Below are 15,182 nucleotides of genomic sequence, written 5' to 3'. Positions count from 1 at the left end.
GGCCCGGCAGGAGTAATCTTGTCGGGCTTTTTAAAAATAATAAAATGGTAGCACGAGTAGCTGTAACGGAAGCAGCAATAGTCTTAATAGAAGAATTAAAATCCCGTAATGGAGACCTGATGTTTCATCAGAGTGGTGGCTGTTGCGACGGATCACAGCCCATGTGTTTTCCGGAAGGAGAATTTAAACTGGGATATAGCGATGTTTGCCTAGGTGAAGTTGCCGGATGTCCGTTTTGGATGAGTAAAGATCAGTTTGAATACTGGCAACATACGCATTTAACGTTGGATGTGGTCGTAGGACGCGGCGCGAGTTTTTCATTGGAAATCCCGTATGGCAAGCGTTTTATTATTCATTCCCGTTTGTTTACGGACGAAGAGCGAACTAATCTGGAACCGTTGCGTTATAAGGAGGATGAATAATTAGCTGATATAAAGAAGTTGGTATTGTTTGGGAGTGATTCCTTCGTATTTTTTAAACAGTCGGATAAAATAATTGCAATCTTCAAAACCCGACTGGAAGCAAACTTCATTGATTTGTAGTGACGGATTTTTTAATAACTGTTTGGCTTGTTTGATCTTTTCGGTCAGGATAAACTCGATTGGACTCATGCCCATTTCGCGTTTAAAAAAACGATAAAAAGAAGTGCTACTCATACAGGCTTTATCGCTTAAATCTTTTAAATTGATATTCCCCTGAAGGTTTTTTCGGATATATTCCACTACAGGAACAATAGGACTGTTGTTATTTAGAAAAGTGTTGGTGTCGATCGCTTTTACCGTTTGTGTCTGAATAATGCGAATGAGTAATTCCTGTAACGTCAGGTCGGCCAGAGCATCTTTGGTTATCGAAGTGCTCATGCATTCTTTGATCAGTTTGCTGATGGTGGTGGCCAGTTCGATATTGTTATAAAAGAAATAATTTTCGTGATCCAGTTTCCAGAAATCGCCGTCTTTGGGATAGCGTTCGTTCAGGAACTGCAACGTCTCGTTAATTTTTGCCTGATCAATAGCTAACGCCAAACATTGTGTCGGGTTGTTTGGAGACGCTTCCGGGAAATCAATTTTCATTTCCACATTGGAAGGAACCACTACGGTTTCGCCTGGCAGGTATACAAAACCGGGTTCGTCAAACAGATGCATTACTTTTTTACCGCGCAACATACTGGTAACCACCAGGTCGTTAAATTTTAACGGAACCATCTCGGTGGTTTTGTACGTTTCAAAAATATTTAACTCGCAGTTATTTAGTGAGTAAATGGTTCTGTTCTCAACTAAAGTCTTAAGTGACTTTTCCTGAGTTAAACGCGGTGTTGGTAATAAGGATCTGGATAAACTCATCGGGATTCTTTCAAAATAAACATTCCGTTTGCCTGAAAAAACAAGCTAATAAATTTACTGAAAATATCCCGATATGAAAAAATAGTTGTCGAAATTAACGTTCTTTTATAGAATTTCTTCTACATGGATTTTAATATTGCTGGCGATTTTGGCTGTAGGTAAATCGTTGGCATCATCCCCAAACGGATCTTCAATTTCTTCGGCAATCAATTCAAGACTCGCTAATACATAAAAAATAAAAACCACCACCGGCACGACATAATAGCCAAGGCTAAATACATAACCAAACGGAAGTGTCATCACGTAGAAAAAGATAAACTTTTTGATAAAAGCACTGTATGAATAGGGAATAGGCGTGTTTTTAATCCGTTCACAGGCACCGCAGATTTCGGTAAACGACTGGATTTCGCTATTTAGGATGATTAACTGGTCGCCGGTGATCTTTTTGGAATCGTACAACTCGTTGATTTTATTAAAAAGCATACGCGCTACCTGATTCGGTTTGTGCTTATTGTGATCCAGGCTGAGGTCGAAATCTTCAGCCAACTGTTTGCCGGTGTCGGCATTTTTTAAATGACGGTTTAAAATAGAGGCATATCCCGGTATCATCGTACGAAAGTAGTTACGGTCGCGTTCGTCTTTTAGCATTGCAGCCAGTTTTATAGACAAATTCCGACTATTGTTGACCAATCCGCCCCATAATTTTCGTCCTTCCCACCAACGATCGTAGGCAGTATTGGTGCGATAGGCCAGTAATAACGAAATTACAAAACCCAACATATTATGCATTATGGTGACGTTCTTGACATGGCTGCTTTCCGTCAGTTTCCAGTATTCCATTTCGAGGTAACCAACACCTGCGGAATAAAGTCCAATGGTGATCATCATAGGAATTAACTGGCGAAAGGTATCCGCTTTGTGGAAACGGAAAATAAATGTAATCCAGTCTTTAGGATTGTAGGCTACCATATATTTATTTGTTTGTAATAGATTATTTTAATTTACTTTATATGAAGTTTTAAATAAGGTTAACTGATATGATTCCAAATGTTTCTTTTTTTGGATAATTCAATAAAAACCTGCTTTAAAACCTGATGTTCCGGTTTGTTCATCGACGGATCGTCTTTTAAAAGTCGGATGGCTTCATGGCGGGCCAATTGTAAAATATCCCGGTCTTTTACCAGATCAGCAATCTGTAAATTGAGTACGCCACTTTGTTGTGTTCCCATAATATCGCCCGGTCCGCGAAGCTTTAGATCGACTTCCGAAATTTCAAAACCGTCATTGGTACGACACATGGTTTCGATCCGTATTTTGGAGTCATTACTCAGTTTATGACCGGTCATTAGAATACAATAACTCTGTTCGGCACCTCGTCCCACGCGACCGCGGAGCTGGTGTAATTGCGAAAGACCAAAACGTTCGGCACTTTCAATGATCATTACACTGGCATTTGGAACGTTTACCCCCACTTCGATAACCGTAGTGGCGACCATAATGTTGGTTTTTCCGGAAGCAAAACGTTCCATTTCGGCATCTTTTTCGGCCGGTTTCATTTGCCCGTGAACAATACTCACACTGTATTGTGGTAGCGGAAAGTCACGTGAAATCCCCTCATAACCGTCCATCAGGTCTTTGTAATCCATTTTTTCACTTTCCTGAATCAACGGATATACGATATAAATCTGTCGGCCTTTGGCGATTTCATCTTTAAGAAACTTCCAAACCTTCAATCGGTTACTATCGTAACGGTGCACAGTTTGTATGGGTTTCCGGCCGGGAGGAAGTTCGTCGATAACCGAAATGTCGAGATCGCCATAAAGACTCATGGCCAGCGTTCGTGGAATAGGTGTGGCCGTCATCACCAACACATGTGGCGGAATGGCGTTCTTTTTCCATAATTTAGAACGTTGCTCGACACCAAAACGATGTTGCTCGTCGATAATAGCGAGTCCGAGGTTATGGAATTTTACTTTGTCTTCCAACAATGCATGCGTTCCGATTATGATATGCAGACTACCGTTTTCCAGTTCTTCATGGATGATCTTCCGATCGGCTGTTTTGGTGGAACCGGTTAGTATTTTAATATTCAGATTGAGTTCTTTAGCCAGTTCGCGGATTCCTAAAAAATGCTGATTGGCTAAAATTTCCGTAGGCGCCATTAAACAGGCCTGAAAACCGTTATCCAAAGCCAGAAGCATGGTCATTAGGGCAACGATGGTTTTACCGGATCCTACATCACCTTGCAAAAGGCGGTTCATTTGGGCATTGCTTCCCAGATCGTTGCGGATTTCTTTTAAAACCTTTTTCTGTGCGTTCGTTAAGTCAAACGGAAGATAATGGTTGTAAAAAGTTGTAAAATACGCGCCAACACTATCAAAAGGATGGCCTTTAATTTTGTGTTTCCGGATGAGGTTTTTGGTGATGAGTTGTAACTGAATAAAAAACAACTCTTCAAATTTTAATCGGAATTGCGCTTTTGCCAACAGCTCCTGACTTTTAGGAAAGTGAATGTTGAATAAGGCGACATTTTTCGGAATCAGCTTTAATTCGTCGATCAGATTCGTCGGTAAAGGTTCTTTAAATAACGCCTGGGTTTCGATAAACAATTGCTGCATCAGGCGGTTTACCGTTTTATTGGTAATTCCTTTTTGCGTTAGTTTTTCGGTAGACGGATAAACGGATTGCATAGCCGAGCGCAAACTTTTTTCGTGATCGGCGAGTAATTCCATTTCCGGGTGCGCCATATTAAACAGACCGTTAAAAGCGGTTACTTTTCCAAAAATAACATAGACGCTATTTAACTTCAGATTTTCACGAATCCATTTCTGACCCTGAAACCAAACCAGCTCCATTTCGCCGGTATCGTCTACAAAAGTGGCTACAAGCCGTTTGCCACGCTTTTGTTCTACGGTTTTGATATGGATCACACGACCTATAATTTGTACTTCCGAATTACTGTTTTGTAATTCGTTGATTTTATAGTAGCGCGTACGGTCGATATAACGGTTGGGGTAGAGGTTAAGCAGATCGGCATAACGGTGAATGTTTAACTCTTTACGTAATAACTCCCCACGTTGTGGACCAACGCCTTTGAGGTATTCTATAGGAGTTTCGAGAAGGTTGTTCATTCAGGAATCACGATTAGTAAAAAATCACATTACGAAGATAGATTTTAATTGGGAAAATTAAAAATACCCCGGATGAAAATACAGGATCGGAATCGATTTTTTATCGCGTATAGTAGTCAGGAAGTCGTCTGAAAAAAGGTAATTACGGAAAAACAGGTAAAAACACGTATAAAAAATATAGTATGGATTTATAGTTTTATCCCATAAAATGCTGTAGCAAGATCATACTGTTAGCTAATAGGTTAAGTATTTTTTGACGACTAAACTGTAACCAAAAAAGATAGTAGAAATGAAGATTCCCCAAATTGCCGTAGTACTAATTGCGTTCCTTTTAATTAGCTTCTGTCGGGAAACACCCGCGACAGCGACAGTTGTAGTAAAGGAAAAACAAAGCCGACAATTGGTTAAAGATTCGAATCCGACAGCGATCCGGAACCTGATTAAAGATACTTCTACCGAAGCCTCTTTACTGGCGCTGAATGTATTGCATAGCAAACGTTCCGGAAATAACGGATCAACACCAGACAATTCTCTTGATCATTTTCCGGATGTACAGGAAACAGATGATGATTTTCAGCATTTACCGCCTGTTGATACCTATTGGTTGCAAAATCTTAAAATTAGTTTAAGACAGTAATAATCAAAATGTGACTCAAGATGGTAAAGCGAATATATGAATTCGTAACGGATTGGGACAGCGTTCCGGGGAAAAAGAAAAATACAGGTAGCGTAGTGGAACTACTTGGTTTTCTGGCATTATTTTATCCTAAAACCGGAATGTGCTGGACCGTATATATGAGTATGCTGGGAAGCTTCGGAATGGCAAAATTATCGCCAAAGGTGTGGTTTTTCCCGGCACTCCTGCTTTTTTTAATGCTCCATTTATGGGCGTTGTTAAAAAACGTGCGACAAAAAAAAATATACTTTCCCTTTTTACTCAGCCTGATTGGAACCTTATTTATATTGACAGGAAGGATGTTTTTACCTGTAGCGCAATGGCCTGTTATTGCAGGAATACTATTATTGGTTTTAGGATCGTTGGCGAACTGTCTTGTCGATTCCAAAAAAACTGATACCGTAACGGTTCCGGTTGTTTAACTAAAAAATAAGAACCCTAAATAAAATAATAACTCAAAAGCAAAAAGTATGGATGGAATATATATAGTGTCGGCATTTGCGACGATTAACGGAAAAAAATATTATCTGGGAACAGAAACCGTTAGCAACAGGAGTTATGATAATCCGGCTTCATCGGATGTTGTTTTAAAAGAAATCAAAGCCGATTATGGTTTGCGTGGTTTTACAGAAGAGTCATTAGCAAAAGCCCGATTTGATTTTATTGTTCACGGAAAACAGGATCACCTGCCGGTATTGGAAAAACCGGTAATTGTATCCAAAAAATTTAGCAGAATAGGAGTATCATAACTTTTCATAGATGTCATAGTGTAGGCATAATTTAGAGTTCCATAAATAAATTGTGTTTATAGACAGGAGAGGGTAGGTTTGGTTAAGCCTACCTTCTTTGTATGTGTAAATTACAGATTTGATCAAGGCTTGTTGTTTTCCATGTTTTGAAGAACAGTAGCGGTGAGTACCGGATTCATACGATTCAGTTCTTCGATGATGCGTTGTTTTTCAACTTCGCTCATTTCGGGTAATGGTTTTCGGAATTGTTCCGGATCGGCTTCTTTATAGAAAAGTGCATCGGTCCATTCGTTCTGTAATCCGTCGATAACCAGGTGAATACGATCCTGCGTACCGTTATTGACAACCGAATGCGTAAAATTAGCATTGATATACCAACATTCACCTTCGTTCATGATCAAACGTTTATTGTCCAGTAAAAATACTACATCCGGATTGGTAATGATGGGAATATGTAGGCGGAAACAACCGTCTTCATAGCCCAGACAGTAATCGCGATGCGGTTTGATTTCGGTTCCGGCGGTAAGATTAAGCAAACGAACGGCTGTTTTTTCAAACGGGAAATCGTTGAGTATACTTTTAAAATAGGGACATTGTTCCAGGATGGCTGTGTCTTGTAGCTTGTTTCGGTTTAAGGCGAAAATAGAATCGGACTTACCGTCTTCCGACATCAGGGCGATTGAAGTCCATTTGCCGTTGTAATCCTTACGGTTATAATGATCCGTCCATTCCTGGGAAAGTACTTTTTGCACGTCGGCCTGTAAACGGTCGATATCAAATGCAATTGGGAATTTTATAGCGCGAACCAATTCCATAACTTAAGGTCTTAACCAGTGTAGCATAAAAGGGAAAGGCTTTTGGCCTTGTTGTTCGGCACGTGCCTCACTCAGACATAAGCCGGCCCATTCCAAAAAAGGCAATCCGATATAATTTCCTTTTTCGAAATTCGAAATCAACATTTCCGAACCGTTTTTATAACCGTTATTGTGAAAAACAAAATCAAGCGGTAAATTCAGGTGAACCGCAGCGGCATACGACCATAAAATCGCGCCGATTTCTTCACCGCCCGAAGGCCAGTCGGCACTTTGAGCATTCGTTCCGGCAAGCTTGCGTTCGTCTGGAGTGGTTACGGCAAGATGACCGGCTTCATGCAGTAAATCGCCTGGATATAATAGTTGATCAAAATCTACGAAAATACAGTTCGGCCCCAATGCTAAACCGGGCAGAAAAGTATCCGTTAGTGTTTTTTCAACAACCGGAATTCCGATTTCCCCGAGAAAGTTGAGAACTTTGGAGAGTGTTGTTGTTCGTTGGAGCGTAGGTGAGTTCTGCATATCCCAAAAATACAAAATACAGTCCGAATCTTTTAGGTGATTTTACCTGATTTGACAGCTGTCGGGATAAGGTCGCAATACCAGAATCCATACTCGGTTTCCCGTGGTGTGGTATAACAATCGTCATCGTTTTTCGGGGCTTCGTATTTACGGAGCACAATATCCCCTTTTGTAAAAGCAATCGGATTTTTAAAAAGTGGTCCGTCAAATGTAAACGTATGAAATTCGCCATTTTCACCACATGGATCTACATTTTCAGGGAGTTCCCGGATAAAATCGGCATCGATAATACGGCCGGCAAAACTTTTATCGAGTAATCGGGCATCGACACAGGTAACGATGGTTTTAAATCCCAGACCAATAAACTCGTGAATTAAAGCTTTGGTATCGCGCTTCCATAGCGGGAAAACGGCTTTTAGGTTCATTTCGGCCAGTTTCTTTTCCCGGTATTCCCGCAGGTCTTCCAGAAAAATATCACCAAAAGCAGCATGGGTAATCCCTTTAGCCTGTAAGTCGGTTAGGGTTTTCCGCATTACGTTTTCATAAATTTCCATTGAAGGCATTTCGGGAATTTCCATTTTGACCAAGGGCAAACCGATGCTTTCGGCTTGTTTTTCGAGCAAACTGCTTCGTACGCCGTGCATCGAAATGCGATCGTATTGTTGGCTTACACTTGTTAATAAACACGCGATTTCAAACTGATCCTTCTGTATTAATTCATATAACGCGAGAGCAGAGTCTTTTCCGCTACTCCAGTTAAATACCATTTTTGCCTTCAAAATAGAAAATTTAAGGTGTAAACTTACAAAAAAGCCGCTATAATGTTGTGCTAAACTTTGTAACTTTGAGCTTTTCATTATACTCTAAATATGAAGCGACTCACATTTCTCTGCTATTTTATATATACCTTTTCAAACGCACAACAAAGCGAAAAAGTTGATTTTATCACACTCGATGCAGCGGTTTCATTTACCACCGAAAGCCGTAAAATTGCAGGCGATGTGACCTATACTTTTCAGGTGAATAGTGCAACGGATACAATTAGCATCGATGCGCAACGGATGGATATTTCCGGCGTTACGATCAATAACAGAGCCGTAAAATTTAAAAATACCGGAAAAAAATTACAGTTGTTTCAGGGGTATAAAAAAGGGCGTAACACCCTGAAACTGCATTACGAAGCACAACCGCGGCAAACACTTTATTTTATCGGAAAAGACAAGGATTTCCAGATATGGACACAAGGACAGGGGAAATATACCAGCCATTGGCTACCCAGTTTTGATGATGTGAATGAAAAGGTGATTTTTTCGTTTTCCATTACCTATGATAGCACTTTTGAAGTCCTTTCCAACGGTGTTTTAAAACATAAAGTCACGAAAGGCAATCAGACCACCTGGCAGTATGTCATGGAAAAACCGATGAGTTCGTACCTGGCGATGCTGGCTATCGGAAAATTTGATAAAAAGACCGTAATGACCGCATCGGGGACACCTTTGGAATTATACCTTCGCAAAGCGGATGCGTCAAAATTTGAATCGACGTACCGCTATTCGAAAGAGATTTTTGACTTTTTAGAACGGGAAATAGGAGTAGCCTATCCCTGGAAGGTTTACCGACAAGTTCCGGTATTCGACTTTTTATATCTCGGAATGGAAAATACTACAGCAACCATCTTTTCGCAGGATTTTGTGGTCGATGCTATCGGATTTAACGATCGGACGTATACCAACGTAAATGCCCACGAACTGGCGCATCAATGGTTTGGCGATATGGTTACGGCGCAATCCGGAAAACACCATTGGCTACAGGAAGGATTTGCAACGTATTATGCTTTGCTGGCCGAAAAGCAGCTTTTTGGAGATGATCATTTTAATTGGGAACTGTACGAATCGGCCGAAAAACTCATTCGGGCTTCCAAAACCGATCCCAAACCGATCCTTCATGAAAAAGCAAGCTCGCTGACTTTCTATCAGAAAGGGGCCTGGGCTTTACATTATCTGCGTACACAAATAGGAGAAGATAAATTTCGTCTGGCGGTACAAAACTACCTGCGGAAATATGCGTTTAAAAATGTCGACACCGATGCGTTTCTGGCTGAGGTTCGAAATGTTGCCGATTATGATACGGCGGCTTTTAAAACCTTATGGCTCGAAAATCCGGCATTTCCAACCGAAGAAGCTTTGGCTATCATAAAGCAAAATCCGTTTATAAAAACCTATCTCGGTGTTGTCGAATTGCAGGACAAATTATTGGTCGACAAACAAAAGCCATTCGAAATACTTTTAAAATCGGATGTTTTCTATCCGGTTAAGGAAGAAATTATCTACCAATTGGAAAATACGCCATTCGAACAGAATAAACCTTTACTGGAATTAGCGATGCAATCGACCGATTTAAAAGTTCGACAGGCGATAAGTAAATCGTTGCGCAGTATTCCGGAATCGTTTAAACCGCAATACGAAACCTTATTGGAAGATCGCTCCTATATCACTCAGGAAATCGCGTTAAAGGCACTTTGGGCACAATTTCCCAACCAGCGTTTTCCGTTACTCGATCAAACACAAGACTGGCAGGGGTTTAATGATAAAAACCTGCGAATCAGTTGGCTGACATTGGCTTTGGCGACACCGGACTATCAGAATTCCGAAAAATTAAAATACTATGAAGAACTGTTGGACTACGCTTCCCCTCAGTATGCAAGTAATGTAAGGCAAAATGCTTTGGTGAATCTGTTGTATCTGAATAAAAATGACATGAATACCCTGCGTTATCTGGTAAATGGAACTTTACACCATCAATGGTTGTTTGTTAAGTTCTCAAAGGATTCGATTCGTGCCTTATTGAAAAATGAAAAACACCGGGAGTATTTTCAGGAACTTTTACCGGCTTTACCCGAAGACGAAAAAAAACAATTAGAGAATTTACTGAAAGAGTAGTTTTTTAGTGTTTATGTTTTATGTTATTCGTTTTTATGTTGATGAATGTGTTTTTATTGTATTAAATTATTGTAAAAATAATAACATTTGATACGCAACTAAAAGGTTTGTGTTGTATCTAAAAGAATACGAACAACACAAAACCAAAACAAATGAATAAAATCAAACTTTTTGTAGTACTCTTCACGTCTCTGTTGTTTCTGGCGGGATGTGAATCCGAAAGTACCGTAGAAGGAGGAGGAAATAATACCGGTGGTGGTACTATGTCGTCCAGTTTCGGAAATCAGGTTTCAAGAGATTTCATCGGACAGGTGGTGGATACGAACGGAAATCCCGTTTCGAATGCCACAATCAAAATAGGAACTACAACAGGACAAACAGATTCCAATGGCGTTTTTATCATTAAAAATGCGACGGTTTACGAACGATTTGCCTATATCACAGCTAAAAAAGCAGGTTATATCGACGGTTCCCGTACAATGGTACCGACAAACGGAGATAACAACGTTCGGATTATGTTGTTGCCGTTACAACCAACACAGGTGATCAATTCGGGAGTGAGTAGCGAAGTCACGTTATTATCCGGTACCAAAGTTGTTTTCGACGGTGCCTTTCAGGACGAAAACGGTGCAGCCTATAGCGGTAGTGTTGCAGTGGCGATGTATCATTTATTGCCATCCGATACTAAGTTAAGTAGTCTAATGCCGGGTGCTTTATTTGCTCAGGATGAAAATGGGAACCCTAAAGCACTGGAAACCTTAGGGATGCTTAATGTAGAATTACGCGGATCGGCCGGGCAAAAACTACAGATTGCTTCCGGGCATACGGCTCAGGTGGTGATGAAAATTGATAACAGTCAGTTGGGAAGCGCTCCAAGTGAAATCCCGTTATGGCATTTTGATAACGACAAAGGGTATTGGATTCGTGAAGGTAGTGCAACCCGTCAGGGAGATACATACGTAGGTAACGTATCTCATTTTTCATGGTGGAATTGCGATGCGCAGTTTCCGGTTGTGTCGATGTGTGTGAATCTGGAAGACGCCAATGGCAATGCGTTAGCCAACATTCAGGTAGGTATCATCCGAAGCGGAAATACCTATCCGGTTATGGGAACGACCAATGCCAACGGTCAGGTTTGTGGATTGGTACCGGCCAACGAAAATTTGACGTTGGTTGTTTTGGATAATTGCGGTAATACGATTTATAGCAATACCATAGGTCCGCTAACAGCAAATACAACTTTACCAACGATCACGGTAACCAATCCTTCGGTCACACCAACAACCGTAGAGGGAAATCTGGTAACCTGTAGTAATGCACCGGTAACCAATGGTTATGTAATTTTACATACCGGATATACGACACAGGTGGCAACTGTTACCAACGGAAGCTTTAGTTTTAATACGTTGGTTTGTGGCGGCCCGAATACAGCGTTTACTTTAGAAGGTGCCGATTATGATAATTTACAGGTAACGGGTGATGTGAACTATACATTTACCACACCAACAACCAATATTGGGAATCTGGTCGCTTGTAATTCCATAACAGAATTTATAACTTATCAGATTGATAACAACCCGGTGACCTACCATCTTACAGGTATTAATGCCGGATATACACCAAACGGGCTAAATATTAGTGCGCAGGGCGCTACCGGAGCCGGAATCTATTTCTGGGGTAATACCAATGTTCCGGGAACCTATACGACTTCCAGCTTTACGATTGAAGGTGGAGCTGTAGGCTATATTTCGTCACAATTGCCCAATACAATGGTATTTAATCTGAATGCTTTTGGAGCAGTAGGGCAGTATATTGACATGACCTTTAGCGGAACCTATCAGGATAATAATAATCCAAGTGTCACACATACGATTACAGGAGTCATCCATGTAATTCGCGATAATTAATTGTTTTGTTTGTTATTTAAATTAAAAAGACTTTTCATTGATTTGAAAAGTCTTTTTTTAGGTATGTGATTAAAGGAAGTCTTAGAATAAATCGCTTACTTCGTTTTTCAGATAGGAAAGCGCTACCGAACTAGGCGATTGTTTTTCCATCATATCACTCAAAATGATTTCACGGAGTTTATTGGCATTTTCAGCACCCATCGACGCTTTCCGAATCATCTGAATCGTCGTGTTTTTAGCCGTAAGGATAATGTTCCAGCTTTCTTCCGAAATATAAATCTGTTGGGTCAGGTTGTGTTCGAATTCCTGTTCGATATGTTGGATCAGTAAATTTTCATAATCGTTTTTATCCTGGGAATGCGGAGCGATACGGACCAGTAATTTCGCCGGACTAATACGCTCCAGAAACAATGTCATGCGTTCAAAAGCCTGTAAACGTATCGGAAGTGCGCTTTTTTGTGCTTCTTTATGCAATAGGAAACGACGGCGTCCTTCTTCGTTTTTAGTATGCAGATTAAAAAAGTAATAGGCTACACCACCGGTAATAATTGCCGGAACGGTATACGCTAATAATTCTACTATTTTGGTAGTATCCATGATTGAATCGGGATAATTGATTAATGAATTGAAAATCGGTTCAAAGTGTTACAAATAAACGAATAAAGAAATAAACAAACAAAATAAAAAACTCTGCTGATTTTAATTGTAATAAAGCATAATGAGTAGTATTTTTGAGGTTTGATATCATGACCATGCAAAATTATATTGACCAGTTAAATGAAGCCCAGCGGGCGCCTGTATTACAAAAAGACGGGCCAATGATAGTGATTGCCGGAGCCGGTTCCGGAAAAACAAGGGTACTGACCATTCGTATTGCTTATCTGATGCATCAGGGTGTGGATGCGTTTAATATCTTGTCGTTAACCTTTACCAATAAGGCCGCCAGGGAGATGAAAACCCGTATTGCAAGTATTGTGGGGAATAGCGAAGCCAAAAACCTGTGGATGGGAACCTTTCACTCGGTTTTTGCCAAAATATTGCGAAATGAAGCCGATAAACTGGGCTATCCGTCGAATTTTACGATTTATGATTCTCAGGATAGCGTACGATTAATCGGGCAGATTATCAAAGAAATGCAATTGGATAAGGATGTATACAAGCCCAAACAGGTTTTGGGACGTATTTCGTCGTATAAAAATAGTTTGATTACGGTAAAAGCCTATTTCAATAACCCGGAATTACAGGAAGCCGATGCGATGAGTAAAAAGCCGCGTCTGGGCGAAATTTATCAGAATTATGTAGAGCGCTGTTTTAAATCGGGCGCGATGGATTTTGATGATTTATTACTGAAAACCAATGAATTGCTAACCCGTTTCCCGGATGTTTTAATGAAATATCAGGATCGTTTTCGGTATATTCTGGTGGATGAGTATCAGGATACGAACCATTCCCAATATCTGATTGTTCGTGCGCTATCCGACCGTTTTCAGAATATCTGTGTAGTAGGAGATGATGCGCAGAGTATTTATGCCTTCCGTGGGGCGAATATCAACAATATCCTGAATTTCCAGAAAGATTACGAAGGCGTAAATACCTATCGTCTGGAACAAAATTACCGTTCAACGCGAAACATTGTAGAAGCGGCGAATACGATTATCGATAAAAACAAAACCAAACTGGATAAAGTCGTTTGGACGGCCAACGAATTCGGACCTAAAATCAAAGTACATCGTAGCCTTACCGATGGTGAAGAAGGTCGTTTTGTGGCCAGTACCATTTTCGAACAGAAAATGCAACACCAGATGAGCAACAATCAGTTTGCAATTCTATACCGTACCAATGCGCAATCGCGTGCAATGGAGGATGCGTTGCGTAAAAAAGACATTCCGTATCGTATTTATGGCGGACTATCGTTTTACCAACGGAAAGAAATCAAAGATGTATTGTCCTACCTTCGATTGGTAATTAATCCGAAAGATGAAGAGGCGTTGATACGTGTGATCAACTATCCGGCAAGGGGAATTGGTGGTACGACCGTAGAAAAGCTAACGATTGCAGCCAATCATTACAGACGTTCCATTTTTGAAATCATGGAACATATCGATAAGATTGATCTGAAATTAAATTCCACCACAAAAAACAAATTACAGGATTTTGTGACGATGATTAAAAGTTTTCAGGTGATCAATGAAACACAGGATGCATTGTATTTAACGGATCACGTATCCAAAAAAACCGGATTGATTCAGGAGTTGAAAAAAGACGCCACACCAGAAGGTATCGCTCGTATCGAGAATATCGAGGTGTTGATGGGCGGTATCAAAGACTTTATCGAAGGGCAGAAGGAAGTAGACGGAGCGCGTGGTGCTTTATCGGAGTTTATGGAAGATGTGGCTTTGGCGACGGATCTGGATAACGATACCGGCGATGACGATCGTGTGGCTTTAATGACCATTCACCTGGCAAAAGGACTGGAGTTTCCAACCGTATTTATTGTCGGAATGGAAGAAGATCTGTTTCCAAGTGCGATGAGTATGAATACGCGAAGCGAACTGGAAGAAGAGCGTCGTTTGTTCTATGTGGCCCTAACACGAGCCGAGCATCAGGCGTATCTGACGTATGCGCAATCGCGGTACCGTTGGGGTAAGCTTGTCGACAGTGAGCCGTCTCGTTTTATTGAGGAAATCGACGGACAATATCTGGAATACTTAACACCGGTGGAAACGAATTACCGTTATAAGCCGACTATTAATGCCGATATTTTTGGTGATGTGGACAAATCGAAATTGCGACTGAGTAAACCGGTTGCCGGCACACCGCCAAAATATATAACCGACAACGAAGAGCCTAAAATGGATCGCAATATCCGTAAATTAAAACCGGTTTCGGGTGGTATACCGGCTGCAGCTGGGCCAAGTCCGTACGACAATGGATTGAGTGTTGGGAATATTGTGATGCACGAACGCTTTGGAAAAGGACAAATCCTGAATCTGGAAGGAGCCGGAGCTGATAAAAAAGCCGAAATCAAGTTTGAAGTGGGCGGGATTAAAAAATTACTGTTGCGTTTTGCGAAACTACAGGTAATCGGATAAGAAGTTATATAACC

14 protein-coding genes are annotated in these 15,182 nt (G+C 40.7%); 7 read left to right on the top strand and 7 right to left on the bottom strand.

The genetic code is table 11. The features are described 5' to 3' along the window. The first annotated feature begins 44 nt into the window (after positions 1-44). The gene (locus ABFU83_RS07480) at positions 45-422 is read left to right on the top strand and encodes a DUF779 domain-containing protein (protein ID WP_347069908.1); all 378 of its coding nucleotides are present in this window, start codon (positions 45-47) and stop codon (positions 420-422) included. Here ABFU83_RS07480 and ABFU83_RS07475 read toward each other — a convergent pair whose 3' ends face one another. The 3 genes from ABFU83_RS07475 to recG all read right to left on the bottom strand — a co-directional run bounded on the left by ABFU83_RS07475 (position 423) and on the right by recG (position 4,471). Beyond that, positions 423-1,340, bottom strand: coding sequence for an AraC family transcriptional regulator (locus ABFU83_RS07475; RefSeq protein WP_347069907.1), 918 nt, complete (start codon positions 1,338-1,340; stop codon positions 423-425). Positions 1,341-1,445: 105 nt separating this feature from the next. Further along, positions 1,446-2,309: a bestrophin family ion channel gene (locus tag ABFU83_RS07470; protein WP_347069906.1), complete on the bottom strand. Its 864-nt coding sequence runs from the start codon at positions 2,307-2,309 to the stop codon at positions 1,446-1,448. 59 nt (positions 2,310-2,368) lie between these two features. Beyond that, a complete protein-coding gene (gene recG, locus ABFU83_RS07465) occupies positions 2,369-4,471 on the bottom strand; it encodes an ATP-dependent DNA helicase RecG (RefSeq protein WP_347069905.1) in 2,103 nt (700 codons plus the stop codon). Positions 4,472-4,760: 289 nt separating this feature from the next. On the opposite strand from recG, the gene ABFU83_RS07460 reads away from it, so the two are divergent. Genes ABFU83_RS07460 through ABFU83_RS07450 form a run of 3 tightly spaced genes read left to right on the top strand, consistent with a single transcriptional unit; the run spans position 4,761 to position 5,896 of the window. After that, entirely contained in the window at positions 4,761-5,108 is a 348-nt protein-coding gene (locus ABFU83_RS07460) for a hypothetical protein (RefSeq protein WP_347069904.1), read from the top strand. Between the two features lie 20 nt (positions 5,109-5,128). Then, a complete protein-coding gene (locus ABFU83_RS07455) occupies positions 5,129-5,569 on the top strand; it encodes a hypothetical protein (protein ID WP_347069903.1) in 441 nt (146 codons plus the stop codon). Between the two features lie 48 nt (positions 5,570-5,617). After that, positions 5,618-5,896 carry a hypothetical protein gene (locus tag ABFU83_RS07450; RefSeq protein ID WP_136401285.1) on the top strand — a complete coding sequence of 93 codons (279 nt, stop codon included), beginning with the start codon at positions 5,618-5,620 and terminating at the stop codon, positions 5,894-5,896. A gap of 122 nt (positions 5,897-6,018) precedes the next feature. On the opposite strand, the gene ABFU83_RS07445 is transcribed toward ABFU83_RS07450, so the two are convergent. The 3 genes from ABFU83_RS07445 to ABFU83_RS07435 are packed head-to-tail and all read right to left on the bottom strand — an operon-like array spanning position 6,019 to position 8,009. After that, positions 6,019-6,711: an aspartyl/asparaginyl beta-hydroxylase domain-containing protein gene (locus tag ABFU83_RS07445; RefSeq protein ID WP_347069902.1), complete on the bottom strand. Its 693-nt coding sequence runs from the start codon at positions 6,709-6,711 to the stop codon at positions 6,019-6,021. Between the two features lie 3 nt (positions 6,712-6,714). Further along, a complete protein-coding gene (locus ABFU83_RS07440; protein ID WP_347069901.1) occupies positions 6,715-7,230 on the bottom strand; it encodes a hypothetical protein in 516 nt (171 codons plus the stop codon). A 32-nt stretch (positions 7,231-7,262) separates the two neighbouring features. Next, a complete protein-coding gene (locus tag ABFU83_RS07435) occupies positions 7,263-8,009 on the bottom strand; it encodes a diphthine--ammonia ligase (protein ID WP_347069900.1) in 747 nt (248 codons plus the stop codon). Positions 8,010-8,099: 90 nt separating this feature from the next. Here ABFU83_RS07435 and ABFU83_RS07430 point away from each other — a divergent pair, with 90 nt between their 5' ends. Together ABFU83_RS07430 and ABFU83_RS07425 are read left to right on the top strand one after the other, a co-directional pair. After that, positions 8,100-10,169 (top strand): M1 family metallopeptidase, encoded by a 2,070-nt coding sequence (locus tag ABFU83_RS07430; RefSeq protein WP_347069899.1) that lies wholly within the window; start codon positions 8,100-8,102, stop codon positions 10,167-10,169. Positions 10,170-10,321: 152 nt separating this feature from the next. After that, positions 10,322-12,076, top strand: a complete 1,755-nt coding sequence (locus ABFU83_RS07425) for a carboxypeptidase-like regulatory domain-containing protein (protein ID WP_347069898.1) — start codon at positions 10,322-10,324, stop codon at positions 12,074-12,076. An 81-nt stretch (positions 12,077-12,157) separates the two neighbouring features. On the opposite strand, the gene ABFU83_RS07420 is transcribed toward ABFU83_RS07425, so the two are convergent. Then, positions 12,158-12,673, bottom strand: a complete 516-nt coding sequence (locus tag ABFU83_RS07420; RefSeq protein ID WP_347069897.1) for a hypothetical protein — start codon at positions 12,671-12,673, stop codon at positions 12,158-12,160. Between the two features lie 155 nt (positions 12,674-12,828). On the opposite strand from ABFU83_RS07420, the gene ABFU83_RS07415 reads away from it, so the two are divergent. Continuing rightward, positions 12,829-15,168: a UvrD-helicase domain-containing protein gene (locus tag ABFU83_RS07415; protein ID WP_347069896.1), complete on the top strand. Its 2,340-nt coding sequence runs from the start codon at positions 12,829-12,831 to the stop codon at positions 15,166-15,168. Positions 15,169-15,182 lie beyond the last annotated feature (14 nt).

Source organism: Flavobacterium sp. WV_118_3, assembly GCF_039778605.1.
In the GTDB taxonomy this organism is placed as follows: Bacteria; Bacteroidota; Bacteroidia; order Flavobacteriales; family Flavobacteriaceae; genus Flavobacterium.
Note: the sequence above shows the minus strand (reverse complement) of the source record. Positions and strands in the feature narration are given on the sequence as shown.

Coding starts and splice junctions, on each gene's coding strand:
- ABFU83_RS07445 (WP_347069902.1), bottom strand. CDS start 6,711: ATGGAATTGGTTCGCGCTATAAAATTCCCAATTGCATTTGATATCGAC.
- ABFU83_RS07440 (WP_347069901.1), bottom strand. CDS start 7,230: ATGCAGAACTCACCTACGCTCCAACGAACAACAACACTCTCCAAAGTT.
- ABFU83_RS07470 (WP_347069906.1), bottom strand. CDS start 2,309: ATGGTAGCCTACAATCCTAAAGACTGGATTACATTTATTTTCCGTTTC.
- ABFU83_RS07415 (WP_347069896.1), top strand. CDS start 12,829: ATGCAAAATTATATTGACCAGTTAAATGAAGCCCAGCGGGCGCCTGTA.
- ABFU83_RS07475 (WP_347069907.1), bottom strand. CDS start 1,340: ATGAGTTTATCCAGATCCTTATTACCAACACCGCGTTTAACTCAGGAA.
- ABFU83_RS07420 (WP_347069897.1), bottom strand. CDS start 12,673: ATGGATACTACCAAAATAGTAGAATTATTAGCGTATACCGTTCCGGCA.
- ABFU83_RS07455 (WP_347069903.1), top strand. CDS start 5,129: ATGGTAAAGCGAATATATGAATTCGTAACGGATTGGGACAGCGTTCCG.
- ABFU83_RS07430 (WP_347069899.1), top strand. CDS start 8,100: ATGAAGCGACTCACATTTCTCTGCTATTTTATATATACCTTTTCAAAC.
- ABFU83_RS07480 (WP_347069908.1), top strand. CDS start 45: ATGGTAGCACGAGTAGCTGTAACGGAAGCAGCAATAGTCTTAATAGAA.
- ABFU83_RS07450 (WP_136401285.1), top strand. CDS start 5,618: ATGGATGGAATATATATAGTGTCGGCATTTGCGACGATTAACGGAAAA.
- recG (WP_347069905.1), bottom strand. CDS start 4,471: ATGAACAACCTTCTCGAAACTCCTATAGAATACCTCAAAGGCGTTGGT.
- ABFU83_RS07460 (WP_347069904.1), top strand. CDS start 4,761: ATGAAGATTCCCCAAATTGCCGTAGTACTAATTGCGTTCCTTTTAATT.
- ABFU83_RS07425 (WP_347069898.1), top strand. CDS start 10,322: ATGAATAAAATCAAACTTTTTGTAGTACTCTTCACGTCTCTGTTGTTT.